Here is a 26,408-nt window from a genome sequence, read left to right as displayed (position 1 = left end):
AGTGCGTTAAACTGGACGTAGGCTGTTTTTGGCTTACTTCAGGGCGGGATGATCAAGGATTTTTGACATGCGTTTTCTGCGTCGGAGCCTGATGGGTGTGTTCCTGCTGGCCGTCACGATCGCGATTGTGGCGATTGCGGCGAACACGGTGCGCACGGCGGTTGTTGCCAGAATGAACGAGGAGCCGCGCAGCTTTCCGCAGCGCGAACGCGTTCTGGCGGTCAACGTCGTCACGCTGACCCCGCAAAGCCTGACCCCTGAACTGACCGTCTTCGGCGAACTTCGCAGCCGCCGTAGTCTGGATTTGCGCAGCGCCACAGGCGGTACGGTACTGGAAGCCAGTGCAGATCTGATCGAGGGCGGATCCGTCAATGAAGGGCAGCTATTGCTGCGCATTGACCCGGCCGAGGCGCAGGCCGCATTGGACCGTGTGCGGGCGGATCTGCAGGATGCAGAGGCCGAGCTGCGCGATGCACAAAGATCGCTGGGCCTTGAGGCTGATGAATTGACCGCCGCACAGGCGCAGGCCGACCTGCGCGATCAGGCGCTGACGCGCGCCCGCGATCTGGCAGATCGGGGCGTGGGTACGGCAGCGGCGGTTGAAACGGCGGAACTTGCTGCATCATCTGCACAGGCTGCGGTGCTGACCCGGCGGCAGGCCCTGGCGTCGGCCGAGGCGCGGATAGACCAGGCCAATACCCGTCTGGCCCGCGCGCGGATCAACGTATCGGAGGCCGAACGGAATGTCGCTGATACGGAAGTTTTTGCAGCCTTTGACGGCACAATTGCCGATGTGACGGTCAGTCCGGGCGGCCGGGTCACATCAAACGAACGGTTCGCCCAACTGGTTGACCCCACCCAGCTAGAGGTCGCTTTTCGTGTCTCGACATCGCAATATGCCCGGCTTTTGGATGGTTCGGGCAGCCTGATCAATGCCCCCATCCGCGTGGCACTGGATGTTTCGGGCGTGAACCTGTCCGCCAAGGGGCAGATCACGCGCGAGGGGGCGACGGTGGGCGACGGACAGACAGGCCGGTTGCTTTTTGCCTCACTTGACGCCGCACCCGGCTTTCGACCCGGCGATTTTGTCACGGTCAGCATTGACGAGCCGATGCTGGACGGCGTCGCACTTGTCCCTGCGACGGCAGTGGCCGCTGATGAAACAGTTCTTGTCGTCGGTGCCGAGGACCGGTTGGAGGCAGCGCAGGTCACTTTGCAGCGCAGGCAGGGCGATGATGTCATTATCGGCATTGACGGGTTGGCAGGTGCGACAATTGTCGCCGAACGCTCGCCCCTGCTTGGTGCGGGCATCAAAGTGCGCCCGATTGTGCCGGGCGAGGCCGCAGAGCCGGACGTGCCCGAAATGGTCACGCTTGACCCGGACCGGCGGGCGAAACTGGTGAGTTTTGTCACCGAAAGCCGCATGCCGGACGAGGTTAAAGCCCGCATTATCGGTCAACTTGAACAAGACGAAGTCCCGTCAGAGACAATTGCACGTCTTGAAAGCCGGATGGGCAGCTGATGGCAACCGGGGCTGACAGATTGAACGCGGGCGCTGGTGGGATCCTGTCCTATTTCACCCGGCATCGCACCGCTGCCAATCTGGTCTTGGTGCTGATGATCACAGCGGGGCTTTTTGCCTTTCCAAATATGCGGGCGCAATTCTTCCCCGATGTTGTTGTAGATGACCTGACGGTTTCGGTTGGCTGGCAGGGTGCCGGTGCCGAAGACGTGGATGCCGCGATTGTGCAGGTGCTGGAACCCAGCTTGCTGGGGGTCGAAGGGGTGACGTCATCCTCCGCCCGCTCGACCGAGGGGCGGGCCTCTATCCGGCTGGAATTTGAACCTGGCTATGACATTGATCGCGCGGCTGAAGACGTTCAACTGGCCGTGGATAGTACGACCAACCTGCCCGAAGATGCCGATGATCCAACCGTGCGGCGCGGCGGTTGGTCGGACAGGGTCACGGATGTCATCATCAGTGGCCCCGTCGACGTGGATCAGCTGGGCAGGTTCGCCGATGAGATGTCCACACGGTTGTTTGCCCAGGGCGTGACCAAGGTGCTGATCCAGGGTGTGGCGGCCCCGTCAACAATTGTCGAGGTGCCGTCCCTGTCGCTTATCGAACATGATATCGGCATGGCCGACATCGCCGCGCGCATCCGCGAAGAGGCTGACGCCGATCCGGCGGGTGATGTATCGTCCAGCGCGCGTGTGCGCACCGGCGTGGCCAAGCGCAGCGCCGAGGATATCGGTGCGATTGTGCTGCGATCCAACGCTGACGGCTCGAAACTGACGATTGCGGATATCGCATCTGTCCGGGTTGAGGGCACAGATCGCGACCGGGCCTATTTTGTGGGCGATGATCCGGCCATCAAGATCCGCGTGCAACGGTCCGCGCAGGGGGATGCGATTGGCATGCAGGAAACGGTCGAACAGGTGGCTGACCAGCTATCTGCGACATTGCCTGCGGGCGTTTCCATCGAATTGACAAATGCGCGCGCCGAACTGATCACCGGACGTCTGGATATTCTGCTCGATAACGGGCTGACCGGCCTGTTGCTGGTGGTGGGGCTGCTGTTCCTGTTTCTGAATGCGCGCACGGCGTTCTGGGTGGCGTTGGGCATTCCTGTTGCGATGCTGGCCGCCGTGGCGCTGATGTTTGCATTCGGCATTACGATCAACATGATCTCGCTTTTTGCGCTGATCATCACATTGGGCATTGTGGTTGATGATGCCATTGTCGTGGGCGAACACGCCGATTTTCGGGTCAGGCAATTGGGCGAGCATCCAACCGTGGCCGCCGAAAATGCAGCCAAGCGCATGTTCAGCCCGGTATTTTCTGCCACGACGACCACGATCATTGCGTTTTTCGGACTTGTCGTGATTGGGGGGCGCTTTGGCGATCTGATTGCCGATATCCCATTCACGGTGATTGTTGTTCTGGCAGCCAGTCTTGTGGAATGCTTCCTGATCCTGCCGAACCACCTGTCCCACGCAATCGCGCATTCGGCCAAGGATCACTGGTATGATCTGCCATCCAAACTGGTCAATCGCGGGTTTGACCGCTTCCGTGACCGGGTCTTTCGGCCGTTCATGTCTGTCGTCATCACGGCCCGGTATCCGGTTTTTGCCCTGGCCCTGTTGGCGCTGGCCTCGGCCGTCTCTTTGTTCATCCAGCGCGATGTGAATTGGCGCTTTTTCAATGCGCCAGAGCAGTCGCAGGTCACGGGCAATTTCGCGATGCTGCCCGGTGCCACCCGGGAAGACACGTTTGAGATGATGCGCGAAATGCAGCGCGCGGCCGAGGCGCTGGGGGCCGAGTTTGAACAGGAACACGGGGCCAATCCGCTGAAATTTGTGGTTGCTGAAATCGGCGGGAATTCCGGCCGGGCCTTGTCGGGGTCCGAAACCAAGGATGCCGATCAGCTTGGGTCCATCACCATCGAACTGATTGACGCTGATAGCCGTCCCTATTCCAGTTTCGCCTTTGTCAGCGCGCTGCAGGACGCCATCGTGCAGCACCCGATGGCCGAAACGGTCAGTTTCCGCAGCTGGGGCTCCGGCCCCGGCGGGGACAGTCTGGATATCCAGCTTTATGGCGCTGACAGTGATACGCTCAAGGCCGCCGCCGAGGCGCTGAAGACCGAGTTGGGCCAATTCCCTGAAATCTCGGGGCTTGAGGATTCGTTGTCGTATGACAAGCAAGAGCTGATCCTGGAGCTGACCCCGCAAGGACAGGCGCTGGGCCTTGGTATTGACGGTCTTGGGCGGGTCTTGCGCGACCGTCTGGGGGGGATTGAGGCCGCGACCTATCCTGACGGTCCCCGCTCTGCCGCGATCCGGGTGGAACTGCCGCAGGCCGAACTGTCTGCTGACTTTCTTGATCGGACCCGGATCAGAACGGGCGACGGGGTCTATGTGCCACTGGCTGATGTGGTCACCGTGCAGACCCGTACAGGCTTTTCCTCGGTGATCCGCGAAAACGGCATTCAGTTGATTTCCGTGCAAGGTGATCTGGATGACGAGGATGCAGCCCGCGCCACTGAAATCCAGCAGATCATCGACGAAACGATCCTGCCGCAAATCGAAAGCAATTTTGCCGTCGAAAGTCAGCTATCGGGCCAAAGCGAGCAAGAGCGCGCCTTTCTGGACGATGCACGCACGGGCCTGATCCTGGTATTGCTGGGGATTTACCTGACATTGTCGTGGATTTTCAGCAGCTGGACCCGCCCGGTTGTGGTGATGGCCATCATCCCCTTTGGCCTGATCGGCACGATCTATGGGCATTATGTCTGGGGCGTTCCGCTGAGCATGTTTACCGTTGTGGGCATGATCGGCATGGTTGGGATCATCATCAATGACAGTATCGTGCTGGTCACGACGATTGATGAATATGCGCAGGATCGGGGACTTGTCCCCGCGATCATTGACGGGGCGGCTGACAGGTTGCGCCCGGTGATGTTGACCACGCTGACCACCGTCCTGGGCTTGATGCCGCTGTTGTACGAAGGATCAAATCAGGCGGAGTTCCTCAAACCCACAGTGATCACCCTCGTCTTTGGTCTGGGGGCGGGAATGTTCCTTGTGCTGTTGGTGGTGCCATCGTTGATGGCGATGCAGGCAGATGTGGGCCGGCAGATACAATCGGCCAAGCGCGCCTTGCGGGGAAGGCGGGCGGCCATGCTCCTGCCTGCCGCTATCGGTGCCGCGCTGGCGGCAGGGTTGTTTGCCGCAACACTCGGGCCGCTGCTGATCAATGGTGAACCATGGGGCGCCTTGGCCGCCACCTTGCCCGCATTGGCAGGCGGTATCGGGCCGGCCATGGGCATCTTTGCCGCCGGGCTGATGGTGATATTGCTGGTGATCTATGCGGTGACGCTGGTCAGCTTTGGGATGCGCAGGTCACCCCGGTAAGTATTGGATCAGCTTCTTGAGCAGCCGTGGATATCGACGGCCTGATCGCTGCCCAAAACGGTAATGCGCAACGCCGAGCGATCCAGCGCAAATGCGCTGCCGCTGCTATGAACCATATCGACGGTCGCGCTGAGTTGATTGCCGCTGCGGGCCACGTCGGCTTCGGACACCCAGATATCCGGATCGCCGGTTTCAATCACCACATGCTCGGACATGCCGGTGCTTGGCAGGCCGATTTGGGTAGTGACCTGCAAACCGTCGCTGATGGGCGCGATGCGGCAGGTCACAGCACCTACATTTGCTTCGGCAGCGCTGAGAGGGCGATCAATCAAGGCCGCTGCAATCGAGGTATCCCGCTGGCTGTCAGGGGGCAGGACGGCTTCAAAATCCAGATGAACGGGAATGCAGATTTCTTCGCATACCCCAATCGAAATCTCGCCGCTTAACGCGATGGGTTCTGCGTGGCTGGCATGGTCAAGCGTCAGGGGAATCACGACACTGTCGATATAACCAACCGACCGAAACCCATCCTGATCGAAGACTTCCGGTGTTGGCCAATGCGGGGTGATCGAGCCGATGCTCGCGGATCCGGTGAATGAAAACTGGGGCGGAATACCGGCATGGCCGGGGGCCCGCCAATAGGTCTTCCAGCCGTCGGCCAACGTGATCCGCAGACCTGCCACGTGATCGCCTTGCGCTGTCCGCCAGCCGGGCAACACCTCGACTTCCGCCAGATCGCTAAAGGGATCTGCGGCAGACAAGGCCGGAAGACAGGCCAAAGCAAGAGGTATGAGCGACTTTCTGATCATGGAAACCGTATTGGAACAGAAGGGTTGTAATGGGAAGTCACGTTTGGGCGAGCCGGGCCTGTCCTTTCCCTTGCGTCAGGGCTAACACTCGCAAATAATGGAAAACATGAGCTTTGATCCCATAGACCTGACAGGCAAGCTATTGATCGCGATGCCAGATATGGCCGATCCGCGGTTTGCGCAGACGGTTGTCTATATGTGTGCCCATTCTGACGATGGCGGTATGGGGCTGATCGTCAACAAACCGCAGATGGAGGTTCGGTTTTCCGAATTGCTTGACCAGCTGGGGATCGAGCCGGCCAAGGGTCTGCGCGACATCCGGGTCCATTTCGGCGGACCGGTTGATCATGCGCGGGGTTTTGTGCTGCACACGGCTGATTACCGATCCGAAATGGGCACGCTGCAGGTTGATGACAATATCGGCATGACAGCCACGATGGATGTGATCGAGGACCTTGCCAGAGGTGTTGGACCAGACACGTCGATACTGGCGCTGGGCTATGCAGGCTGGGGGCCGGGGCAGCTGGAGGATGAGATCGCCCAGAACGGCTGGCTGATTTGCGACCCCAGTGAAGATATCCTCTTTGGTCGCGCCAATGAGCACAAGTGGAAGGCTGCGTTGGGGGTTCTTGGCATCGACCCCATCCTGTTGTCCTCGACTGCCGGGCGCGCCTAGGCCTGCGCCTATTTGTAAGCCTCGACGTACAGGCTTTCATCCGAAACAGAGTTATCAAACAGCCTGACATCCGTCATTGGTGCGGCAACAGACCCGCCAAATGTGCCCGTGCGATGCGACGCAGGTGTGCCGATAAGACATCCCGATGTGCCCACGCGCGGTGATAAAAGGACCAAGCGCCGAAATCGCTCTGCCAGCTTCTATATCAGGGAAGCTGGACAGCCTAGGACAAAGTCTCGACCAGTGCGCGCATGATCGCCTTGGCGCTGTCGCTTGCCCAATCGGCATCACCCTGAAGACGGGCGATTTCCTGCCCCTGTGGATCCAGAATGATGGTCACTGGCAGGCCCAACACACCCATATTCCGGGCCAGTGTCTGGCGGGCATCCGTGTGCAGCGGCAGATTGTCGACACCGATCTCGGCAAAGAAACGTTGCATAGCAGGCACCGGATTGCGGCCGGTTGCAACCGTGACAACCGACATTTTGTCACTGCCCAGTTCGGCCTGCAATTCGGACAGATGCGGCATCTCTTTGCGGCACGGGGCGCACCATGTTGCCCAGAAATTCAGCACCACATATTGCCCCTCATAGGCGGCCAGGGTCATGTCCTCGCCGGTCTCGCTGACAAACGGTGTATCCACCGGTGCAATGGGGGTGCTGTGCACGGCAAGCTTGCGCATATCGCCTTCGCGCAGCGCTGCGATATCCTGTGCCGAACCCATATTTGCAACCACAGCGAGGGCCGTATAAAGCAGGGCTGATTTCAATTTCCGCATGGGCGACTTCCTCTATGACAAAATCCGCAAACACAATGTGGGGCGGGCGTTTTGCCGCCGGACCAGACGCGATTATGGAGGCGATCAACGCCTCAATCTGGTTTGACCGACGCCTTGCCGCGCAGGACATCGCAGGTTCGCGTGCCCACGCCGCCATGCTGGCTGCGACAGGCATCATCAGCGATAACGATGCAGAGGTGATCAGGGAAGGCCTGCTCACGGTGTTGTCAGAGATTGAAACCGGGGAATTTCCGTTTTCGACCGCGTTTGAAGATATTCACATGAATGTCGAGGCCCGATTGCGGGACCTGATTGGCGAGCCTGCCGGCCGGTTGCATACGGCCCGGTCGCGCAATGATCAGGTTGCTGTGGATTTCCGGCTTTGGGTGCGGGATCAATGTGATCAGGCTGACGCGGCACTTGCGGCGTTGCAGGCAGCACTTGTCGGGCAGGCAGAGGCGGGCGCGGATTGGGTGATGCCCGGCTTTACTCACCTTCAGGTCGCGCAGCCGGTGACATGGGGGCATCACATGCTGGCCTATGTCGAGATGTTTGCGCGCGACCGGTCGCGGTTTGCAGATGCGCGCGCACGGATGAACCTTTCGCCCCTGGGTGCTGCGGCCCTTGCGGGAACATCATTCCCGATTGACCGGGCGATGACGGCAGATGCGCTTGGGTTTGATGGCCCGATGGCAAATTCATTAGATGCGGTGGCGGACAGGGATTTCGCTCTTGAATATCTGGCCGCGGCAAGCATCTGCGCGATGCATTTGTCGCGCCTTGCCGAGGAATTGGTCATCTGGTCCTCGGCCCAGTTCCGGTTCGTGAAAATGTCCGACAAATGGTCGACCGGATCATCCATCATGCCGCAAAAGCGCAACCCGGATGCAGCCGAGCTGATCCGGGCGAAAATCGGCCGGATTTTCGGGGCGAATGTCGCGTTGATGACCGTGATGAAGGGGCTGCCGCTGACCTATTCCAAGGACATGCAGGAAGATAAGGAACAGACCTTTGATGCGGCCGATAACCTTATGCTGGCCCTTGCTGCAATGGCCGGCATGGTCGGTGATATGACCGCAAATCAGGATGCATTGCGCCTTGCGGCCGCAACCGGATTTTCGACCGCAACTGATTTGGCCGATTGGCTGGTGCGCGAACTTGGGTTACCGTTCAGAGAGGCGCATCACGTCACCGGCACGCTGGTTGCACTTGCCGAAGACAAGGGGTGCGATCTGCCCGACCTGACACTGGCCGACATGCAGGCGGTGCATGCGGACATTCGGGATGATGTGTTTGATGTGTTGGGGGTTGAAAACTCGGTCGCGTCCCGGACAAGCTTTGGCGGGACGGCACCGGTGCAGGTCCGCGCCCAGGTGGCGCATTGGAAAGAGGTTTTGAAATGACACGGATTGTCTTGATACTCGGCGTGATGGCGATGGCAGGGTGCGGCGCGAACAGCGCACCATTTACCCCAAACGCAAATGTCGGGCTGAGCGTTGGGTCAGGCGGGGTCAGCACGTCAACCAGCATTGGCGCTAGCAATGGGACAGTTTCGGTCGGGCTGGGTTTCTGATGCGCGTCGTCTATTTGCTGTTGGCGATCTGGGGTGCCATTCATCCGATGTACTATTTCATCACGTGGTTTCAGGCCGAAGGCTGGGACCTGATGAACATGGTTGATGCCTGGCATGCGAATGCGGCCAGCAGCGGTCTTGTCTGGGATCTGACCATCGCCGCGATCGCCCTGACGATCTGGATTATCGCCGAGGTCAGCAAATCGCGGAACTATCTGAGCCTGCTGGCGATCCCGGCCACGTTCTGTATCGGTGTCAGCTGCGGTTTGCCACTTTATCTGTTTTTGCGCACGCGGGTCGTCTATACGCCTGACAAGCACACAGTCCGCGTCTAGCGCGACAACTTGAAGGATCGCAGGATGGCTGTTTCCACCCCGAAAAAGGCGCTGCTTGGTGCGCCACCGGCCAAGAAACCCGTTGCAGCCGAGGCATTGGTCAGCGTGGCAAAAACTCATGGTGTCAGCCCGGTCAAGCAATTTGGCCACCAGCTCAAGCGGATGTATGGCCCCAAGAAATCCAAGTTGCGGTCCATCGAATATTACGAATATCAACTCTACCGGCCCGAATTGACGGCCGCAGAACGGCTGGAATTTATCGGCAATGACAGCAACCTTGTTCTGAACCAGTCCCTGTCGAACAACCGGGGCCGGATCAATGGCGCGATCATTGAACAAAAGGCGCTTTTTTCCGCGTTGATGGACGGGCTTGGCCTTGCCATGACAAAGATGCAGGCGGTTGTCAGCCACGGGCCCGCCTTTGGCGACATGCGCACATTGCGCACCGCTGAAGATGTCGCAGCCTTCTTGCGTGACGACGCCCGCTACCCCGTATTCGGCAAGCCGGTTGAGGGATCCAAAAGCGTAGGCTCCGCCCTGTTCCAGTCTCATGATCCGGAAACGGGGCTGATCACGTTTGGCAACGGGCAGACACATGATGCCGCGGCGCTGGCCAAGGAAATCTTTGACGATTATCCCGAAGGGTATCTGCTGCAGGATGCGGTGACGCAGCACGGCGATATGCGTGCGCTGGCTGGCGATGCGGTGGGATCGGTGCGCATGGTGACGGTGCATGACGCCACAGGCGCCCATGTTCTTTACACGTTGTGGAAAATCCCGTCCCCCGCTGCGATGTCAGACAATTTCTGGCAGGATGGCAGCATGCTGGCCCATATCGACGCAAACGCGGGGAAGGTCACGCAATGCCGTCGCGGTGTTGGGCTGAACGCGGAAGATATCGAAACCCACCCGGTATCGGCGCAACCCATCGTCGGATTTAAGCTGCCCCATTGGGAGGCCGCGCGCAAACTGGTGATGGACACCCATAGCGTCTTTCCCGATCTGGGGGTGATCGGATGGGATGTGGGCATCAGCGCCGATGGCCCCGTGATCATCGAGGGCAACCTCAACCCGTTCCATACGCTTTATCAGATCGCCACCGGGCGCGGGGTCAATAACCCTGAATTTGTCGCGGTCTTCGACCAGATAAGAGCACATCAGGCGAACCAGCTGAAAGTGCAGGCGGCCGCCCAAAAGGCCTATCTGGAACGGCATACGAAAACCTGACGCGGCAGGGTTGGTCTTTGCCGCTGATCTGGTATGTCGGTGGCTGGTTTCGGACAAGGATCAATCGCTTTGGATCATTTTCTTTATCGCAACGGCGCGCTCTACGCCGAGGATGTGCCGGTGGCAGATATTGCCGCCGCAGTGGGAACCCCGTTTTACGTCTACTCCACCGCCACCCTGACCCGGCATTTCAAACTGTTTGATGATGCGCTGGACTGGGCCGACCACTTGGTCTGCTTCGCGATGAAATCGCTGTCCAATCAGGCGGTGATCAAGGTGTTGGCAAATGCCGGTGCCGGCATGGATGTGGTGTCGGTGGGTGAATATATGCGCGCCCGTGCCGCAGGTGTTCCCGGCGACCGCATCGTGTTTTCCGGCGTGGGCAAGACGGCTGACGAAATGCGCACCGCATTGCAGGGGGGCATCCGCCAATTCAACGTCGAAAGCGAGCCCGAGATGATCGTGCTGGATCAGGTCGCGCAATCGCTGGGCATGGTTGCGCCAATCACCGTCCGGGTCAATCCGGATGTGGATGCCAAGACCCATGCCAAGATCGCGACCGGCAAATCCGAGAATAAATTCGGCATTCCGATCAGCCGCGCCCGCGCGGTCTATGCGATGGCGGCAAAGATGCCCGGCCTCAAGGTAATCGGCATCGACGTGCATATCGGATCGCAACTGACCGATCTCGCCCCGTTCGAGGCCGCCTATCGCAAGGTGGCTGAACTGACCGAGGCGTTGCGCGCCGATGGACACGAGATCTCCCGCCTCGATCTGGGGGGTGGGCTGGGAATTCCCTATGCCCGGTCCAACGAGGCCCCGCCTTTGCCCACGGATTACGGCGCGTTGATTGAACGGACGGTTGGCCATCTGGGCTGCGAGATCGAGATTGAACCCGGGCGCCTGATTTCCGGCAATGCCGGGCTGATGGTATCCAAGGTGATTTACGTCAAATCCGGCGAGGATCGCGACTTCCTGATCATTGACGGGGCGATGAATGACCTGATCCGTCCCGCCATGTATGAGGCCTGGCATGATATCGTACCCGTGGTCGAGCCTGCGCCGGGGGCGACGCCTGCGAAATATGATATCGTCGGACCAATCTGCGAAAGTGGGGACACTTTTGCCAAAGCGCGCGAGATGCCGCCGGTGACCCCCGGCGATCTGGTCGCTTTCCGCTCTGCCGGGGCCTATGGGGCGGTGATGTCTTCCGAATATAACTCGCGCCCGCTTATTCCAGAGGTGCTTGTCGACGGGGATCAATTTGCAGTTATTCGCGCACGCCCTACCTATGAAGAGATGATTGCGCGCGATACAGTCCCTGTATGGCTCGAATGAGGGAGTGATGTTCTGACCCAGACACCTGACCAGATGCGACACCTGCGGCTGCCGGTCTTTGGCACCCGGGCGGGTATGGTCGCCGAACAGGTGGTGCGGGCCTTCTGGCCGCTGTGGACAGCTGTATTTGTTGCGCTCGCACCCTTGATGATGGGCTGGCAGGATGAATTGCCGGTAGAGGCCCTCTGGGGCGGCGGTGTGATCGCCATACTTGCCATTGTTGCGACGGCGATCTGGGGCATCCGGCGGTTTAAAATGCCCAGCCATGCGGCGGCAGTGGCGCGGGTCGATGCGGCCTTGCCCGGACGCCCGATTGCCGCCATCGCCGACACGCAGGCCATCGGCAGCGGCGACCCCGCGTCAGAGGCCGTCTGGCGCGCCCATGTCGCCCGGATGGAAGAACAGACCAAGGCCGCCCGACCGGTTGAGCCGGATTTGCGCATTTCGGATCGCGACCCCTACGGTTTGCGGTTTATTGCGCTTTTGTTTTTTGTGACCGCACTGCTGTTTGGATCGCTTTTGCGGGTTGGATCGGTGGGCGATATTGTTGCGGGCGGTGAACAGACCCTTGCAACCGGGCCGGTCTGGGAAGGCTGGGTCGAACCGCCTGCCTATACGGGCAAGCCGTCTTTATACCTTAACGATATCCCGGCAGGTGGCCTGCAGGTCCCGGTTGGCAGTACGATCACCTTGCGGCTCTATGGCGAGGTTGGTGCGCTGACGGTGGCGGAAACCGTATCTGGCCGCACCGGTGAGGTCACCCCCGCATCGGACGCCCAACAGAATTTCGAGATCGCACAATCCGGCACCTTGGCGGTTGAGGGCGAGAACGGCATCAGCTGGAACATCACGGCCATCGCCGATCAGGCCCCAATGGTCGAACTGACCGGCCCTATAGAGGCCGACGCCTATGGCGAGATGTCACAACCATTTAATGCCAGCGACGACTACGGGGTCGAGACCGGCACGGCGACAATTGCGTTGGATCTGGCAGCAGTCGACCGCGTTTTTGGTCTGGCGGCAGAACCTGACCCGCGCGAGCCGCTTGTGTTGGATTTGCCGATGCCTTTCACGGGCAACAGATCGGATTTCGATGAGTTTCTGATCGAAAACCTGAGCGAACACCCACTGGCCAATTTGCCTGTGACCCTGCAATTGACCGTCCTTGACGCGGCGGGTCAGACCGCATCAACACCGCCCGAGGCGCTTGTGCTGCCCGGCCGGCGGTTCTTTCAGCCATTTGCAAAGGCCGTGATTGAACAGCGGCGCGATCTGATGTGGACCAAGGCGAACGCCCCGCGGATCACCCAGGTCCTGCGGGCCATCTCGAACCGGCCCGAGGGGCTGTTTTCGAACGAGACGACCTATCTGCGGCTGCGCACAATTATCCGCAGGCTGGATGCAATGGCAGAGTTCGGCATGACAGATGACGGTCAGGCCGAAATTGTCGAGGCATTGTGGGATTTGGCGGTCCAATTGGAAGACGGGCGGCTTGCCGATGCGCGCGAGCGTTTGCGCCGCGCGCAGGAACGGCTTGCCGAGGCGATGCGCGACGGCGCATCTGACGAGGAAATCGCAGAACTGATGCAGGAACTGCGCGAGGCAACCGACGATTACATGCGGATGCTGGCACAGGAGGCCGAACCGCAGGACGGCACCGATCAGGCCGATAGCGGACAGGAATCGTTCGAGTTTTCACAGGATGAGCTGCAGGCCCTGATGGATCGCATCGAAGAGCTGATGCAGGAAGGCCGCATGGCCGAGGCGCAAGAGTTGATGGAACAACTCAACGAGCTGATGGAAAACATGCAGGTGACCCAGGGCGAAGGCGGCGATGGCCCGCAAACCCCAGGGCAGCAATCCATGCAAGACCTTGCCGAGACATTGCGCGATCAGGAGGAACTGTCAGACGATGCGTTCCGCGATTTGCAGGACCAGTTCGATCCCGGCGATGGCCAGCAGGGCCAGCAACAGCCCGGCCAGCAGGGTCAACAAGGCCAGCAGGGGCAACAGGGTCAGCAAGGCCAACAGCAAGGGCAGCAGGGCCAACAGGGGCAAAACGGACAACAGCCTGGCCAGGACGGGCAGCAAGGCCAAGGTCAGGGCTTTGGTGAAGACGGCCAAAGCGGCCAGCAACGTGGTGATGGTGCGGGCGGCGAGGGTGATGAACGCAGCCTTGCAGAACGTCAGCAAGCCCTGCGCGAGGAATTGCAGCGCCAGCGTGACGGGCTACCCAACCTCAGCGGTGAGGCGGGCGAGATTGCACGCCAATCGCTTGAACGGGCCGAGGGGGCCATGGAGGGCGCAGAAGATGCGCTTAGAAATGGTGATCTGGCCGAAGCCATCGACCGGCAGGCCGAGGCAATGAATGCGCTGCGCAACGGTATGCGGCAGCTGGGCCAGGCCTTGGCGGAAAATCAGGCCGAGCCGGGTCAGGGGACCGAACAAGGCGATGCTGGCGGGCGTCCGACCCCCGGCGCGCGCGATCCTTTGGGCCGGGAAATGGGCAATACAGGTCAGCTTGGCACTGATCAGGAGCTTTTGGGCCGCGAAGACATCAACCGCCGTGCCGAGGAACTTCTGGGTGAAATCCGCAGGCGCTCTGCCGAACAGGACCGTCCCGAAGTTGAACGGGATTACCTGCGCCGGTTACTCGACCAGTTCTAGGGTCCTGACGCTAAGGCAAATTATTCAGTTGCGGCTGGTGCCGTAGATGGGTCTGCCGCTGCAGGATCGCCATTCAATGCATTGTCGATCATGCCGCGTATCGTATCAGCCTGATCATTCAGCCAGACGCGTATCTGATCCACCGTGCTGACATACTGGGCCATGACATCGCTGGTCTGGGGCAGGTTCTGCGTGATCTGATCTGCAAAAAAGTAGGGCGTAATCAGCAGGGCAACCAAAAGCAGCATAAGAAAGAACCCACGCCGGAAGCCACGCCGTTGCACGACTTCGTAATGTTCTTCCTCTGTCAGGCCGGACCGATCGCTCGCCAGTGCACGGGCACTGAGCGTGGCGTTGATCTCGTCAATACTTGGAACGGTATGCACGTCACGGCCCGCAACAGCCCCGGTTGCGGCGGCGGCAATTGCGGCTGGGGTGGCCGCACCATCTGTCATCTCGGCTATCCGGCGGCGTGTTTCGGCGGCGCGCGTTTCCGAAGATTTGCCCATCTCGGACGGATGCGGGGCTGATCCCTGGGTCTCAGGCATGGCGTTTTCGCGGGCGGCTTCTTCGCGCAGGATATCCGCGATCGAGCTTTCCAGCGGCTTGCGGGTCGGGGCGTCTTCGACAGGTCTGTGACGGGGGCGGTCAGCCAGATTGACCCGCTTGGGGCCATCGGCCATGTCCAGCATGGGCGGCGGTGTCGGACGACCCGGCACTTTGGGTTTGTCGGTCTGAAACCATGTATGCGCGCAGCTGGAGCATTGCACATCCCGGCCACCTTCAGGAATTACATCATCAGAGATGTCATATTGCGCATCGCAATTTGGGCAAATCAGCCGCATTGATGTTCTTCCTTCTGCCCGTCAAGCAACAGTTTTTCCTGTCTTATTTTGGGCAATTTAGCAAGGGGAAGACGAAACGCCAAGGATTTGCACCTAGGTGGCGGGCCGGATCATTGTAACCTGTTGCAGTTTTGGGCAGAACACGCCCAAAGGCAAAGGAAGACCTACCGTGATTGAATTGGACAATGTGTCGTACGGCTATGGGGATAAACTGCTGTTTTCAGGGCTTTCGCTGGCACTTGAGCCGGGATCGTTCCACTTTCTGACGGGGCCGTCAGGTGCAGGCAAAACGACGCTGTTGCGGATGTGCTACGCCGATTTGCCCGCGATATCGGGGCAGGTGCGGCTGTTTGGGCGGGATGCGGCGGCATTGGACCGGGACGCAGTGGCAATGACCCGCCGACGGATCGGGGTTGTGCATCAGGATTGCCAGTTTCTCGACCACCTTTCGGTTGCGGAAAACATCGCTCTGCCGCTGACCGTCGCAGACCGCGTCGCCGAGGCGGCGGGCAATCTGCCGGAACTGCTGTCCTGGGTCGGGCTTGGGCCCCAAGCGGGGCAGCTGCCCCCGTCGCTTTCGGGCGGCGAACGGCAACGCGCGGCACTTGCGCGCGCGGTGATCATGGCACCCGACGTGATTATCGCAGATGAACCAACAGGCAATGTGGATGACGACATGTCCCAGCGGCTATTGGCGCTGCTGGTGGAACTGAACAAGATGGGAAAGACGATATTGATCGCCACACATGACCTGCCGATGATCCGGGCGTTGAAAGCGGATGTGCAGGCCCGGGTCTTGCGCCTGAAAGACGGCCAGCTTGTTCAGGCGGGGGCGGCATTGTGAAGGGCGCGCTGGATCTTTTGATGGGCGACCCGCAGGCAGACCGGGTTGTCCCGCCCACGGGGATCACGGCGCGTATGGTGATCTTTGTTGCGGGCGCGATGGCATTTCTCGCGGTGATCTCGCTGGCCTTGGGTGGCACGGCGGGGCGCGTTGCGGACAGATGGGCGGATGAACTGGCTCAGGCAGCAACGCTGCGTCTGCCTGCGCAGACCAGCGCGGATGAGTTGGACAGGGTGCTGCAAATCCTGGCGCAGACGCCCGGCATCGCGGATGCGCGGGTTCTCGATGATGCCGAACAGCAGGCCTTGCTGTCGCCCTGGCTTGGGGCCGACATGTCGCTTGATGCCTTGCCCGTGCCGCAACTTGTCGAGGTGGTGGCGACCGATGATGGTTATGACCCGGACGGGTTGCGCGCCCGTCTTGCGGCCGAAATGCCGCAGGCCGTGCTGGATGATCATGGCCGCTGGACAGAACCGCTGACATCAGCCGCGCGGCGGCTGCGTTGGCTGGGGGCCACTGTGACGCTGTTGATCGGGGCCGCGATGGCCGCGACGATCACCCTTGCGGCACAGGCCGCGCTTGCCGCCAATACGCCTGTGATCAAGGTGCTGCGGCTGGTAGGTGCGCGCGATATCTACATCGCACGGGCCTTTGTGCGCCGCTTTACGGTACGCAGTGCAGCCGGGGCCGCAGGTGGCAGCATCCTGGGCGTTCTGGCGTTGACGCTGATGCCCGGGGCTGGGCAGGTTGGCGGGTTCATGACGGATGTGGGCTATGCCGGGGCCAGCTGGGTTTGGCCCTTTGCGGTCCCGGTTCTGGCCGCTATTGTGTCGTTTCTGGCGACACGCCATGCGGCGTTGACCAAGTTGAGGGAGCAGTCATGAGTTATGCGATCCAATGGGTGCGATCCCTGATCTTCAACGGCCAGATGTATGTGGCGATGCTAGTGATCGGCGTGGCCTATCTGCCGGCAGCAATCATTTCGCGTCGCGGGGCCATTGCCGGGTGTCACCAATACTGCCGTTATATCCGATGGAGCGCGGGCTGGATCATGGGGCTAAAATGCGAGATCCGCGGCACCCCCCCGACAGAAGAGGTGATGGTGGCCGCGAAACACCAATCGTTTATGGATGTATTGATGATCTACGGGGCGATCCCGCGCGGTAAATTCATCATGAAGGCGATCTTGCAGTACGCGCCAATCATCGGGCAGTTCGGGCTGCGGATTGGGTGTATTCCGGTGAACCGGGGCAAACGGGGCGTGGCCATCAAAAAAATGCTAGCCGATGTCAAATCAGGCCGGGCCCTGCCGGGGCAGTTGATTATCTACCCACAAGGCACCCGTATTCCACCGGGTGAAAAGCGCCCCTACAAGATCGGGACCGGTCTGCTTTATCGCGAATTGGGCCAGCCTGTTGTGCCGGTTGCGACAAATGTCGGTGTGTTCTGGCCAAAGCGCGGGGTCTACCGCAAGCCCGGAACAGCGGTGTTCGAATTTCTGCCGCCGATCGCGCCGGGATTAGAGGTGGATGCGTTTATGGCAAAGCTTGAGACCGATATCGAAACCGCCTGTGACCGGCTGAATGCCGAGGCGGGTTTTCATGGCTGATCACATCATCGCCGATATCGCGACACTCGAGGCCCGTTATGGCACCCCAGGGCATGCATCCCTGGTCAAGGTCGCTGACCATCTGACACCGCTCTATGCAAAATGGATATTTGCGTCACGATTTTGCGTCGTGTCGACAGTGGGCGCGGATGGCACCGATGGCAGCCCGCGGGGCGATGACGGCCCGGTTGTGCAGGCGCTTGATCGCCACACGCTTTTGTTGCCGGATTGGCGGGGCAATAACCGGATGGATACGCTGCGCAATATCGTTGCGGATGGGCGGATCAGCCTGATGTTCATGGTGCCGCAGTCCAACAACGTGATCCGCGTGAACGGGGCGGCACATGTCTCGATTGATCCCGCGTTACTGGGGCGTTTTGCCCGGAAGGGGCATGAACCCCGATCAGTCGTCGTGATCAAGATCGCCGAGATTTACAGCCAGTGCGCGCGTGCGTTGCTGCGGGCCGGGCTTTGGTCCGGCGAGGGCGCAGCGGATTTGCCAAGCGTCGGTGCGTTGCTGGCGGAACAAGAAGCCGGCTTTGACGGGGCGCGCTATGATCAGGAATGGGACGCACGCGCCGCCAAGACCATGTGGTAAGCCTAGCGCAGTCGTAGGTTACTTTGCCGTCCCAACCCGTATCGCAGGCACCAGGCAATTGCCGCAAGGCTGATGATCAGCCAGATGCCGCCCCACATCATCGTTGTTCCACCAAACTCTTCAGCCAGCATTCTGGCGTCAGATCGCAGGGCGCTGCGCGCGATGGTGTCGCTGAAGATATCATATGGCACATAGATCATGCTGGTCAGCCCAACGACCCGTAGCAGCAGATCGTTCGGGCCATGCCCCAGAAATCGCGCCATTGCCAGCATCCCAAGACCGGTGGCAAGACCAAAGGTCAGGGCAAATGCCTCGCGCACATAAAGCAGCGTGACCAGCAAAGTGACCGCGCCGCAGAATGCGACCACCTTGCGGTCGGCCCGGCTGCGCAGCGCGGCGAGCAACAGCGCCATGCCGATCAATAATGAGCCGAGATAACCGGCACTGAGCGACACAAACCGGTTCCCGCCGCGTGCCAGCACCATCCCGCCTTGGCGCGGGGACAATGACAGGCTTTCGACCTGCCCGCCGGTGACGATGACGGCGATTGCGTGCGAAAGCTCGTGCAGGAAAACGATGAGTATCTTCAATGGGACGAGAAACGGGGTTTGCCACAAGCCAAAGATCAATGCGGTCAACAAGATAAGTTGCCAATGCCCTTTGATGATCTGCATATTCTGAAACCCGGCGCCGATGATCTTTGCACGTGTTCTGCGTGGTTCAGATCGCGGTCGCACACAAGCTCTTTTTGCCCGATATACGACTGTTAGCTGGCTGCCTTGAGGCAAAATTCCTTGAGTGCGTCAGCAGGCATCGGTTTGGCAAATGCGTAGCCCTGCAGCATGTCACACCCCAGATCGCGCAGCAGATTTGCATGTTTCTGGGTTTCGACCCCTTCGGCTGTCACCCCGATATTCATCGACCGCGCGATGTCGACGATCCCCTTGATCAGTTGGCTGCTACCGGCTTTTTCGGTGAGCGGCCTGACAAGCGATCTGTCGATTTTCAGCCTGTCGGGGTTGATATTGATCAATGCGGATATTGATGCCCGCCCGCTGCCAAAATCGTCAATCTGAATGCCGATCCCCCGTTCGCGCAACAGATCAAGCATCCAGTAGAAACGATCATCGCCATCGTCGAAATAGATCGATTCCAAAAGTTCGAATGACAAGGCGAATGGCGGTGACAGCCCGTCCACACTGCGCAGCAGTTCGGGATCGTAGAGCCGCGATTGGCTGATATTGACCGACAGTTCGGGGATGTGAAAGCCATGCGCCGCATTCAGTTCGGAAATGATTTCAACAGATCGCCAGAGGATCTGGTGGTCGATGACGCTGACGACATTCATGTCTTCTGCAGCCGGCAGAAATTTATCCGGGGTCAGCAGGCCCCGTTGCGGGTGGTTCCAGCGCACGAGCGCCTCCACCCCTTTCAGTTGCAGACTGCGCGCATCATATTTTGGTTGAAAATAGGGTTCCAGTTCGCCGTGCTCCAATGCGGCCAGCAGATCATCCCGCATCGTCCGTTTGCCCGCAATTGCGGCGGCAATTTCTGTCGAGAACACAGCCGCCTGATTTCGCCCATCCTCCTTGGCCTGATAGAGGGCGATATCGGCATCAACAACCAGGGTCGCAAGGTCCGTGGTGTCGGGCTGGCTGAATGCAATGCCGACACTGGCCCCGAAAAACGCCAGCTCATCCTCGAAATGAACGGGTTCCGACAGTTTGGCGACAATCTCCTCGCCCAATGCGATGATGCGGTCACGCTCCTGCCCGCTGTCATCCATCATTGGGCAGAGCATCATGAATTCATCACCGCCGACCCGGGCCACAAAATCGTCGTTCTGGGCAAGCTCATCAAGTATTTGGGCGGCCTGCTTCAGTACGGCATCGCCGGCGGCATGGCCCAACCTGTCATTGATCTCCTTGAACCGGTCCAGATCAATATGAAGCACCCCCAATGGCAGTTCGGTCACCGCCAGCAGCTTGTTGTAATCGGCAAGCCGTTCCTCAAGAAAGCGGCGATTGGGCAGCGATGTCAGGGCGTCATGCAGGGCGATATGGGTCAATTGGCCCGATTGTTGGGATATTTGGGTACCCGTATCATGGATTTGGTCCATAATTTCGGCAAATGACCCGGTAAATGCGTGATCGGCCCCCGCGTCCCAACGACCTTCGGCCATGTCATGCATGGCCTGCCCAACGGCGGCGACGCTGCCATCGACGCGATCGACGAAGTGATTGATGTCATTGGCGAGCGCCTGCAGGTTCTCGTCCGAAAATTCCGTATGTACACGCTGTGTAAAATCGCCAGCGCTGGCTGCGTTGATCACCTGCCCGAATTCCTGGCGCAACTGGGCGGTCATTTCCTGACGCGTCTGCTCGGCCAGGGCCTGCGCGTTGGCCAGTCGTTCCCGTTCGACCGCCAGTTCAGAGGTGCGTGCCGCAACCTTTTGTTCAAGCGTACGGTTCAGGTCGTCGCGTTCCTGTTCAAGCTGTCCTGTCCTTCGCTGGCTGCCTTGCAGGCGGGACACCGCCCGCGCCACTTTGCCAATCTCGTCTGTGCGGCCCGTGCCGGGGATCTTGATATCCAGCGCGCCTTTGTCCAGCGCCTCGACATTATGTGCGAGTTTCAGGATCGGGGTGGAAATATTCCGCGCGACCGACAACGCCACAAGGCACATGATGGCGGCCAGAAGGGCGAGCCCAACAAAAAACGCCTGAACAAGGCGCGTTGTGTCGGCGCGCATTGTGTCCATGTCTTCGAAAACCAGCAGGCGGGTTTGCGCGGCCATGGCAGAAAAAGTAGCGGCAGCGGCGTTCAGATGGCTATCGTAGTTCTGTGAAACGGCGATGGCATCGGCCATATTCGCGCCTGCGGCTTGGGTCACGATTTCGGCCAATGCATCCAGTCGTTTATCCACATCCAGCATCCGCATGCGCGGATCCAGCCCAAGGCGTAATATCTGGATACGACGAAAATCGCGCTGAATGGCGGCTTTGGTTCGCGATATCTCAAACTGGGGGGCGCCGCCTTCACGCAAGGCGGCCAGCTGATACAGATCGGCGTGGATCTGCTTGACGAGGATCGGCAGTTTTAGGGCCGTATGCTGATAAGTCAGCGACGCTTTGACATCGTTTTCCAGATGCTGGAGGTGTCGATCAGCCAGTTGCATGCCGAAAAAGAGCAACAGCGTCACGGATAACCCACCCAGCACCGGGATGGCGATGACCAGGCCACGAATGCTCCAATACCGTGGGTTCAGTTTGCGCACCCATCCGGTCATGCGGTGACCTGCATCCTATTGCACGAACAGTGCCGGACTATCTGGGCCCGCCTGATGGGGCAGCATATGGGCATGGCGTATTTGCCGTCTCCTGAACATGATCATGTCAGGACATACCCGGTGCAGGTTAAGAAACGATGTGGCGCAGCCCGTTATCAGGGAAGATGGAAATCAGGCCGCCAGCCCCGCCGCGCCAAGACTAAGGTACTTGCGGCGCCTGTCGGCACGGACCTCTTCGGCTGATTTGTCGCCAAGCTCTGCCAGCTGGGCCTCAATCGCGGCGCCAACCGCCGTGATGGCTGCCTGCGGGTCCCGATGCGCCCCGCCAAGCGGCTCGGCCACGGTCGTGTCGCACACCCCCAACGCCATCAAATCCTTTGACGTCAGACGCAGCGCCTCGGCAGCCTCGCGCATTTTTTCGGCGTCTTTCCATAGAATTGAGGCGCAGCCCTCGGGGCTGATGACCGAATAGATGGAGTGTTCAAGCATCGCAACACGGTTTGCCGTTGCAAATGCCACAGCCCCGCCAGAGCCGCCCTCGCCGATCACAACGCTGATCAATGGCACCGAAAGTGCCAGGCATTTTTCGGTCGAGCGTGCGATAGCCTCGGATTGTCCGCGTTCTTCGGCCCCTTTGCCCGGATATGCACCGGGTGTGTCAACAAGGGTGATCACCGGCAACCCAAAGCGGTCGGCGAGGTCCATCAGGCGAATGGCCTTGCGATACCCTTCCGGCCGGGCCATGCCAAAGTTCCGTTCGATCCGGGATTTGGTGTCATTGCCCTTTTCATGGCCAATGACCATCACCGGCGTCCCGTTCAGCCGGGCCAGCCCGCCCATCACGGCCATATCGTCGGCAAAGTTCCGGTCGCCGGCCAATGGCGTGTACTCGGTAAACAGCGCCTCGATATAGTCCTTGCAATGCGGGCGTTGCGGATGCCGGGCGACAAGACATTTCCGCCATGGGCTAAGATCGGCATAGAGCGATCTCAGCAGATCGCCTGCTTTCTTGTCCAGCGCGGCGGCCTCTTTCTCGATGTCCATTTCGGCATTGTCGCGGGCCATGGCCCGCAATTCCTCTGCCTTGCCTTCAATTTCGGCAAGCGGTTTTTCAAACTCGAGATATTGGACCATCGGGGGCACATGCCTTCTGCAACCTTTGGGGATATATGGCCCAAGGATCGCGGGATATCAACGGCGGGGCTGCGATCTACAGCGTTTCGATTTTAACTTGAAACATCGCAGATCCCAAATCGCGTTCGACCGAAGGGAGAGGCAGCGAATTGTGTTTCAAGTATGCATCGAAACGCTTTAGGGGGCTGATATCATTTCGGACTGTCGGACGATCACTTCGGCCTGCTTGATCGACGCGATGTCGACCAGGCGTCCTTTGTAGACTGTTGCACCCTCGCCGCGTGCTGTGGCCTCTTGCATGGCTGCAAGGATTTCGCGGGCTTCGGCAACGGCAGCATCTGTGGGCGTGAACACCTCATTGGCAAGCGCAATCTGTTTGGGATGGATCGCCCATTTGCCAACCATGCCAAGCGTTGCCGATCTACGTGCCTGCGCGCGGAAACCTTCATCATCGCTGAAATCGCCAAAGGGGCCGTCAACGGGCAAAATGCCATTGGTCCGGCATGCGGCCACAATCGCCGTCTGCGCCCAATGCCACGGGTCCGAATAGTGCCGGTTGTCACCATGCAGCATGTAGTAATTGTCCTGGGTGCCACCAATGCCGGTTGTCTGCATCCCCATCGAGGCTGCAAAATCGGCGGCGCCAAGGCTCATCGCCTCCAGACGGGGCGAGGCCGCGGCGATTTCCGACACATGCGCAAGGCCAGCAGCAGATTCGATGATCACCTCGAACGCGGTGGGCTTCTTGCGGCCCTTGGCGGTCTCGGCTGCCGTCACAAGCGCATCAACCGCGTAGATATCTGCAGCACAGCCGACCTTTGGGATCATGATCTGATCCAACCTGTCGCCCGCCTGTTCCATCAGGTCGACCACATCGCGATACCAGTAGGGGGTATCAAGGCTGTTGATCCGGACACTGACCCGCTTGGTATTCCAGTCCACGTCGTTGATGGCGGCGATCACGTTCTTGCGGGCGATTTCCTTGTCCGAGGGGGAGACGGAATCCTCCAGATCCATATTGATGACATCTGCTGCAGACCCGGCCATTTTCTCGAACAGCTTGGTGTTCGAACCCGGTCCAAATAGCTGGCAGCGGTTTGGGCGGGCAGGGGGCGTTGGTTGCAGGCGGAATGACATCGACGATCCTTTGGGTATGAAAATTACGTAACTGACGAAAAAATCGTTATAATGTTACGTGGATTGCTGCAAGAGCGATTTTGCAGCCGCAGCAATCAATGCCGCAACGCAACGCTACAACCGGGCGGGAAACCCCGGGGCGCGCAGATCAGTGCCAAGCGCGTCCTCAAGCAATTTCACGATCTGGGTTGATTGGGCCGCGCCGCCATAGGCCGTCTTGCCCGCTTTAAAGATCTCATGCACCAGATCGGCAACCGCAAGCGGTGTGCCGGTTTCTGCAGAAAAATCAGCAGCAAAGCCCAAATCCTTCAAGGCAAGGTCCATCGTGAAGGCCACGTCATAGCTGCCGTTGAGGATCAACTGACCTTCGGTTTCATGTACAAAGGAATTCCCAGACGAGGCCGCAATGGCCTGCCACGCCTTGGTCAGGTCAAGGCCCGCGCGTTTTGCCAGCATCATCGCCTCGCCACCGGCCACCAGATGAATGAAGGCCAGCATATTCGTGATGACCTTGATCACTGCAGCAGAACCAAGCGGGCCCATATGGATGATCTTTCCGCCCAGGGCCTGCAAGGCAGGTTCATGCACGGCGAAAAGGTCGTGATCACCGCCGACAAGCACCGTGATGTCCCCGGTCGCGGCCAGATGCACGCCGCCCGTTACCGGGCATTCGAGGGTCCGAACATCTTTTGCGGCGGCCTTGGCCGAAAGGCGCAGAATATCATCCCGGCCCAGCGTGGACATTTCAATCCAGGTACTGCCCGGCCTGGCGGTTGTCAGGATTTGATCCAGCACCGTTTCTGACGCGGTGGGCGATGGCAGGCAGGTGATGATCGCATCGCAGGCGGCGGCGATTGCGGCCGGATCGGTCGCGGCGGCGGCGCCCAGTTCGGTCAGCGCGGCCACTTCGGCGGGGTTCTTGTCGCAAACGACAACGTCGAACCCGTTGCGGGCCAAACTTGCGGCAAGATTGCCGCCCAGATTGCCCAGCCCAATAACACCATATTTCACTTATAAACGTATCCTGAAATTGGCCCGGATCGCCAGATCCAGGCTTGGGTCGATCTGATGCTCGGCTGCGGCAAGCAGCGCGTTTTTGCGCGCAATCGCGGTTTCAAGCAGGTCGGGTTTGTCATTTTCGGCCCATTCCTTGGGGCTCATCCGGTTGCCAATTGCTGGATAGATATATTCTGTCTGCATCAGGCTGAGGGTCTGATCGCTGCCAAGATAATGCCCCGGCCCGTCCAGACAGACATCACGCATCACCTCGATTGACGTATTATCCTCGGTCACTTCGATGCCGCGCACACAACGCAGAACCTGGCCCAGGATATCGTCGCCCAGAACGAGACTTTCAAAGCAAAACCCCAGCAAAGAGGCATGCATGCCAGCCGCCTCGTAGACCATGTTCAGCCCCGACAGGCCGGCCATCGTGTTGGTTATGGCCTGTTCCCAGCCCGCTTGCATATCGGGCATCTTGCTGTCCGACATGCCCGCCGCCGCCCCACCGGGAAGACCGTAGAACCGGTGCATCTGCGCGCAACCTGCTGTCAAAAGACCCTGTTCTGCGGACCCGCCCGACATCGCGCCGGTGCGAAGGTCGGACACAAAGGGCCAGGTTCCAAAGACAGCCGGATGACCCGGCGCAATGGCGTTGACATAAACCAGCCCGGCCAGACATTCGGCGACGGCCTGTACGATTGCCATCGCAATCGGTGCGGGTGCTGTGGCCCCGGCCTGACCGGCGGATAGCAGCAAGACGGGCATGCCCGCGCGAATGCAGGCCTCCATCACCTGACAGCTTTCGGTTGCGAATTTCATGGGCGGCACCACGAAACAATTGGTATTCGACACAAATGGCCGGGCCCGCCAGGTCTTTTCGTCGCCTGCGATCATATGCGCGAGGCTGATGCAGTCAGGCACAAACGCCTCTTCGGTGAAGGAGGTGCCGACATGTTTCTTGGTCCCTGCACAGCTGGCGTAAAGCGTGTTCAGATCAAGTTCGTAATTGTCGGTGATGTCCCGCGCGACCATGGCACGCTGAAAGAAATGCACGTTATCAAGGTTCTGGGTCAGCCGGGCCGCATCGTAGAGGTCCTGCAGCGTCGAATCCCGATAGCTGTTATCGACCGGATCAACGATATGCACAGCGGCCCCCGCAGTCCCGAAATGCACATTGGTCCCCGACAGGTCCAGATCATATTGCGGGTCACGTCCGCATAAGGTGATGTCGCGCGCGGCAATGGCCAGCATGTCCTCGACCAAGGCGCGGGGAAATCGCAGCCTGCCATCATCACCAAGGATGGCGCCAGCGGCTGTCATCGCGTCGATCCCCGATTGCGGGGCCAGCGAGAGCCCGATCTGTTCGAGCGCATTTAGTGCGGCGTTATGGATACGGCTGACATCCGCATCGGTCAGCGGGCTGTAAAGCCCACCGGCCATCCCCGGGCGAACCGGGCGCAGATGGTCGGCCAGAGGTGCCGCGCGCAGCGCGACCCGTGCGGCCCGCCCGCCAGACCGGCGGCCACGCGCCGGTTCCGGCGGTGCCTTGATCGGTTCTGCCATGACATCCCTTTCGACGCTGTTCTGCATCGACGGTAGATGTCGGTTTTGCGACCTGTCTAGCTTCTTTGCG

Annotated in this window: 22 protein-coding genes; 13 read left to right on the top strand and 9 right to left on the bottom strand. The window is 59.8% G+C overall.

Annotated features, from left to right (window positions below):
- Positions 1 to 67 precede the first annotated feature (67 nt).
- A complete protein-coding gene (locus tag AABB31_RS11150; protein ID WP_342078071.1) occupies positions 68 to 1,522 on the top strand; it encodes an HlyD family efflux transporter periplasmic adaptor subunit in 1,455 nt (484 codons plus the stop codon).
- Positions 1,522 to 4,917: an efflux RND transporter permease subunit gene (locus AABB31_RS11145; protein WP_373635759.1), complete on the top strand. Its 3,396-nt coding sequence runs from the start codon at positions 1,522 to 1,524 to the stop codon at positions 4,915 to 4,917. The genes AABB31_RS11150 and AABB31_RS11145 overlap by 1 nt, the downstream gene beginning before the upstream one ends.
- An 8-nt stretch (positions 4,918 to 4,925) precedes the next feature.
- Here the strand turns inward: AABB31_RS11145 and AABB31_RS11140 are convergent, their stop codons facing one another.
- The gene (locus tag AABB31_RS11140; RefSeq protein ID WP_342078072.1) at positions 4,926 to 5,678 is read right to left on the bottom strand and encodes a protein-disulfide reductase DsbD domain-containing protein; all 753 of its coding nucleotides are present in this window, start codon (positions 5,676 to 5,678) and stop codon (positions 4,926 to 4,928) included.
- Between the two features lie 154 nt (positions 5,679 to 5,832).
- Between AABB31_RS11140 and AABB31_RS11135 the strand changes: the two genes are divergently transcribed.
- Positions 5,833 to 6,402 carry a YqgE/AlgH family protein gene (locus AABB31_RS11135; protein WP_342078073.1) on the top strand — a complete coding sequence of 190 codons (570 nt, stop codon included), beginning with the start codon at positions 5,833 to 5,835 and terminating at the stop codon, positions 6,400 to 6,402.
- A 223-nt stretch (positions 6,403 to 6,625) separates the two neighbouring features.
- Here the strand turns inward: AABB31_RS11135 and AABB31_RS11130 are convergent, their stop codons facing one another.
- On the bottom strand, positions 6,626 to 7,180 hold the full coding sequence (locus tag AABB31_RS11130; protein ID WP_342078074.1) for a TlpA disulfide reductase family protein: 555 nt from the start codon (positions 7,178 to 7,180) through the stop codon (positions 6,626 to 6,628).
- Positions 7,181 to 7,194: 14 nt separating this feature from the next.
- Here AABB31_RS11130 and argH point away from each other — a divergent pair, with 14 nt between their 5' ends.
- The 6 genes from argH (at position 7,195) to AABB31_RS11100 (ending at position 14,320) form a co-directional block, all read left to right on the top strand.
- Entirely contained in the window at positions 7,195 to 8,583 is a 1,389-nt protein-coding gene (argH, locus tag AABB31_RS11125) for an argininosuccinate lyase (RefSeq protein WP_373635758.1), read from the top strand.
- Complete coding sequence (locus AABB31_RS11120; RefSeq protein ID WP_342078075.1) at positions 8,580 to 8,753, top strand: hypothetical protein; 174 nt, start codon at positions 8,580 to 8,582, stop codon at positions 8,751 to 8,753. Before argH ends, AABB31_RS11120 begins: the two co-directional genes overlap by 4 nt.
- Positions 8,753 to 9,088 carry a DUF2834 domain-containing protein gene (locus AABB31_RS11115; RefSeq protein ID WP_342078076.1) on the top strand — a complete coding sequence of 112 codons (336 nt, stop codon included), beginning with the start codon at positions 8,753 to 8,755 and terminating at the stop codon, positions 9,086 to 9,088. Before AABB31_RS11120 ends, AABB31_RS11115 begins: the two co-directional genes overlap by 1 nt.
- 24 nt (positions 9,089 to 9,112) lie before the next feature.
- Positions 9,113 to 10,315 carry a sugar-transfer associated ATP-grasp domain-containing protein gene (locus AABB31_RS11110; RefSeq protein WP_342078077.1) on the top strand — a complete coding sequence of 401 codons (1,203 nt, stop codon included), beginning with the start codon at positions 9,113 to 9,115 and terminating at the stop codon, positions 10,313 to 10,315.
- A gap of 69 nt (positions 10,316 to 10,384) precedes the next feature.
- Positions 10,385 to 11,653, top strand: a complete 1,269-nt coding sequence (gene lysA, locus AABB31_RS11105) for a diaminopimelate decarboxylase (protein ID WP_342078078.1) — start codon at positions 10,385 to 10,387, stop codon at positions 11,651 to 11,653.
- A gap of 33 nt (positions 11,654 to 11,686) precedes the next feature.
- Positions 11,687 to 14,320 (top strand): DUF4175 domain-containing protein, encoded by a 2,634-nt coding sequence (locus AABB31_RS11100; RefSeq protein ID WP_373635757.1) that lies wholly within the window; start codon positions 11,687 to 11,689, stop codon positions 14,318 to 14,320.
- A gap of 20 nt (positions 14,321 to 14,340) precedes the next feature.
- Here the strand turns inward: AABB31_RS11100 and AABB31_RS11095 are convergent, their stop codons facing one another.
- Positions 14,341 to 15,165 carry a zinc-ribbon domain-containing protein gene (locus tag AABB31_RS11095; RefSeq protein ID WP_342078080.1) on the bottom strand — a complete coding sequence of 275 codons (825 nt, stop codon included), beginning with the start codon at positions 15,163 to 15,165 and terminating at the stop codon, positions 14,341 to 14,343.
- Positions 15,166 to 15,334: 169 nt separating this feature from the next.
- On the opposite strand from AABB31_RS11095, the gene AABB31_RS11090 reads away from it, so the two are divergent.
- Genes AABB31_RS11090 through AABB31_RS11075 form a run of 4 tightly spaced genes read left to right on the top strand, consistent with a single transcriptional unit; the run spans position 15,335 to position 18,216 of the window.
- Positions 15,335 to 16,009: a cell division ATP-binding protein FtsE gene (locus tag AABB31_RS11090; protein WP_373635756.1), complete on the top strand. Its 675-nt coding sequence runs from the start codon at positions 15,335 to 15,337 to the stop codon at positions 16,007 to 16,009.
- Complete coding sequence (locus AABB31_RS11085) at positions 16,006 to 16,893, top strand: cell division protein FtsX (RefSeq protein ID WP_373635755.1); 888 nt, start codon at positions 16,006 to 16,008, stop codon at positions 16,891 to 16,893. The genes AABB31_RS11090 and AABB31_RS11085 overlap by 4 nt, the downstream gene beginning before the upstream one ends.
- On the top strand, positions 16,890 to 17,618 hold the full coding sequence (locus AABB31_RS11080) for a lysophospholipid acyltransferase family protein (protein ID WP_373635754.1): 729 nt from the start codon (positions 16,890 to 16,892) through the stop codon (positions 17,616 to 17,618). Before AABB31_RS11085 ends, AABB31_RS11080 begins: the two co-directional genes overlap by 4 nt.
- The gene (locus AABB31_RS11075; protein ID WP_342078081.1) at positions 17,611 to 18,216 is read left to right on the top strand and encodes a pyridoxamine 5'-phosphate oxidase family protein; all 606 of its coding nucleotides are present in this window, start codon (positions 17,611 to 17,613) and stop codon (positions 18,214 to 18,216) included. The genes AABB31_RS11080 and AABB31_RS11075 overlap by 8 nt, the downstream gene beginning before the upstream one ends.
- Positions 18,217 to 18,218: 2 nt before the next feature.
- On the opposite strand, the gene AABB31_RS11070 is transcribed toward AABB31_RS11075, so the two are convergent.
- The 6 genes from AABB31_RS11070 to AABB31_RS11045 all read right to left on the bottom strand — a co-directional run bounded on the left by AABB31_RS11070 (position 18,219) and on the right by AABB31_RS11045 (position 26,338).
- On the bottom strand, positions 18,219 to 18,854 hold the full coding sequence (locus tag AABB31_RS11070) for a M50 family metallopeptidase (protein ID WP_373635753.1): 636 nt from the start codon (positions 18,852 to 18,854) through the stop codon (positions 18,219 to 18,221).
- A 128-nt stretch (positions 18,855 to 18,982) separates the two neighbouring features.
- Positions 18,983 to 21,502 carry an EAL domain-containing protein gene (locus tag AABB31_RS11065; protein WP_342078083.1) on the bottom strand — a complete coding sequence of 840 codons (2,520 nt, stop codon included), beginning with the start codon at positions 21,500 to 21,502 and terminating at the stop codon, positions 18,983 to 18,985.
- A gap of 171 nt (positions 21,503 to 21,673) precedes the next feature.
- A complete protein-coding gene (locus tag AABB31_RS11060) occupies positions 21,674 to 22,636 on the bottom strand; it encodes an acetyl-CoA carboxylase carboxyltransferase subunit alpha (RefSeq protein ID WP_342078084.1) in 963 nt (320 codons plus the stop codon).
- A 177-nt stretch (positions 22,637 to 22,813) separates the two neighbouring features.
- Positions 22,814 to 23,773: an L-malyl-CoA/beta-methylmalyl-CoA lyase gene (locus tag AABB31_RS11055; protein ID WP_342078085.1), complete on the bottom strand. Its 960-nt coding sequence runs from the start codon at positions 23,771 to 23,773 to the stop codon at positions 22,814 to 22,816.
- 114 nt (positions 23,774 to 23,887) lie between these two features.
- On the bottom strand, positions 23,888 to 24,784 hold the full coding sequence (locus AABB31_RS11050) for an NAD(P)-dependent oxidoreductase (protein ID WP_342078086.1): 897 nt from the start codon (positions 24,782 to 24,784) through the stop codon (positions 23,888 to 23,890).
- Positions 24,785 to 26,338 (bottom strand): trimethylamine methyltransferase family protein, encoded by a 1,554-nt coding sequence (locus AABB31_RS11045; RefSeq protein ID WP_373635752.1) that lies wholly within the window; start codon positions 26,336 to 26,338, stop codon positions 24,785 to 24,787.
- Between the last annotated feature and the right edge of the window lie 70 nt (positions 26,339 to 26,408).

It is taken from the genome of Yoonia sp. SS1-5, assembly GCF_038443705.2.
Lineage (GTDB): Bacteria > Pseudomonadota > Alphaproteobacteria > Rhodobacterales > Rhodobacteraceae > Yoonia > Yoonia rhodophyticola.
The sequence above is the reverse complement of the archived record's forward strand: the minus strand, read 5'-3'. Positions and strand labels throughout refer to the sequence as shown.

Excerpts from the sequence above, each read along its gene's own strand:
- AABB31_RS11075 (WP_342078081.1), top strand. The coding sequence starts at position 17,611 with ATGGCTGATCACATCATCGCCGATATCGCGACACTCGAGGCCCGTTAT.
- AABB31_RS11115 (WP_342078076.1), top strand. The coding sequence starts at position 8,753 with ATGCGCGTCGTCTATTTGCTGTTGGCGATCTGGGGTGCCATTCATCCG.
- AABB31_RS11110 (WP_342078077.1), top strand. The coding sequence starts at position 9,113 with ATGGCTGTTTCCACCCCGAAAAAGGCGCTGCTTGGTGCGCCACCGGCC.
- AABB31_RS11080 (WP_373635754.1), top strand. The coding sequence starts at position 16,890 with ATGAGTTATGCGATCCAATGGGTGCGATCCCTGATCTTCAACGGCCAG.
- AABB31_RS11045 (WP_373635752.1), bottom strand. The coding sequence starts at position 26,338 with ATGGCAGAACCGATCAAGGCACCGCCGGAACCGGCGCGTGGCCGCCGG.
- AABB31_RS11145 (WP_373635759.1), top strand. The coding sequence starts at position 1,522 with ATGGCAACCGGGGCTGACAGATTGAACGCGGGCGCTGGTGGGATCCTG.
- argH (WP_373635758.1), top strand. The coding sequence starts at position 7,195 with ATGACAAAATCCGCAAACACAATGTGGGGCGGGCGTTTTGCCGCCGGA.
- AABB31_RS11055 (WP_342078085.1), bottom strand. The coding sequence starts at position 23,773 with ATGTCATTCCGCCTGCAACCAACGCCCCCTGCCCGCCCAAACCGCTGC.
- AABB31_RS11130 (WP_342078074.1), bottom strand. The coding sequence starts at position 7,180 with ATGCGGAAATTGAAATCAGCCCTGCTTTATACGGCCCTCGCTGTGGTT.
- AABB31_RS11100 (WP_373635757.1), top strand. The coding sequence starts at position 11,687 with ATGCGACACCTGCGGCTGCCGGTCTTTGGCACCCGGGCGGGTATGGTC.
- AABB31_RS11135 (WP_342078073.1), top strand. The coding sequence starts at position 5,833 with ATGAGCTTTGATCCCATAGACCTGACAGGCAAGCTATTGATCGCGATG.
- AABB31_RS11060 (WP_342078084.1), bottom strand. The coding sequence starts at position 22,636 with ATGGTCCAATATCTCGAGTTTGAAAAACCGCTTGCCGAAATTGAAGGC.
- AABB31_RS11065 (WP_342078083.1), bottom strand. The coding sequence starts at position 21,502 with ATGACCGGATGGGTGCGCAAACTGAACCCACGGTATTGGAGCATTCGT.
- AABB31_RS11150 (WP_342078071.1), top strand. The coding sequence starts at position 68 with ATGCGTTTTCTGCGTCGGAGCCTGATGGGTGTGTTCCTGCTGGCCGTC.
- AABB31_RS11120 (WP_342078075.1), top strand. The coding sequence starts at position 8,580 with ATGACACGGATTGTCTTGATACTCGGCGTGATGGCGATGGCAGGGTGC.
- AABB31_RS11095 (WP_342078080.1), bottom strand. The coding sequence starts at position 15,165 with ATGCGGCTGATTTGCCCAAATTGCGATGCGCAATATGACATCTCTGAT.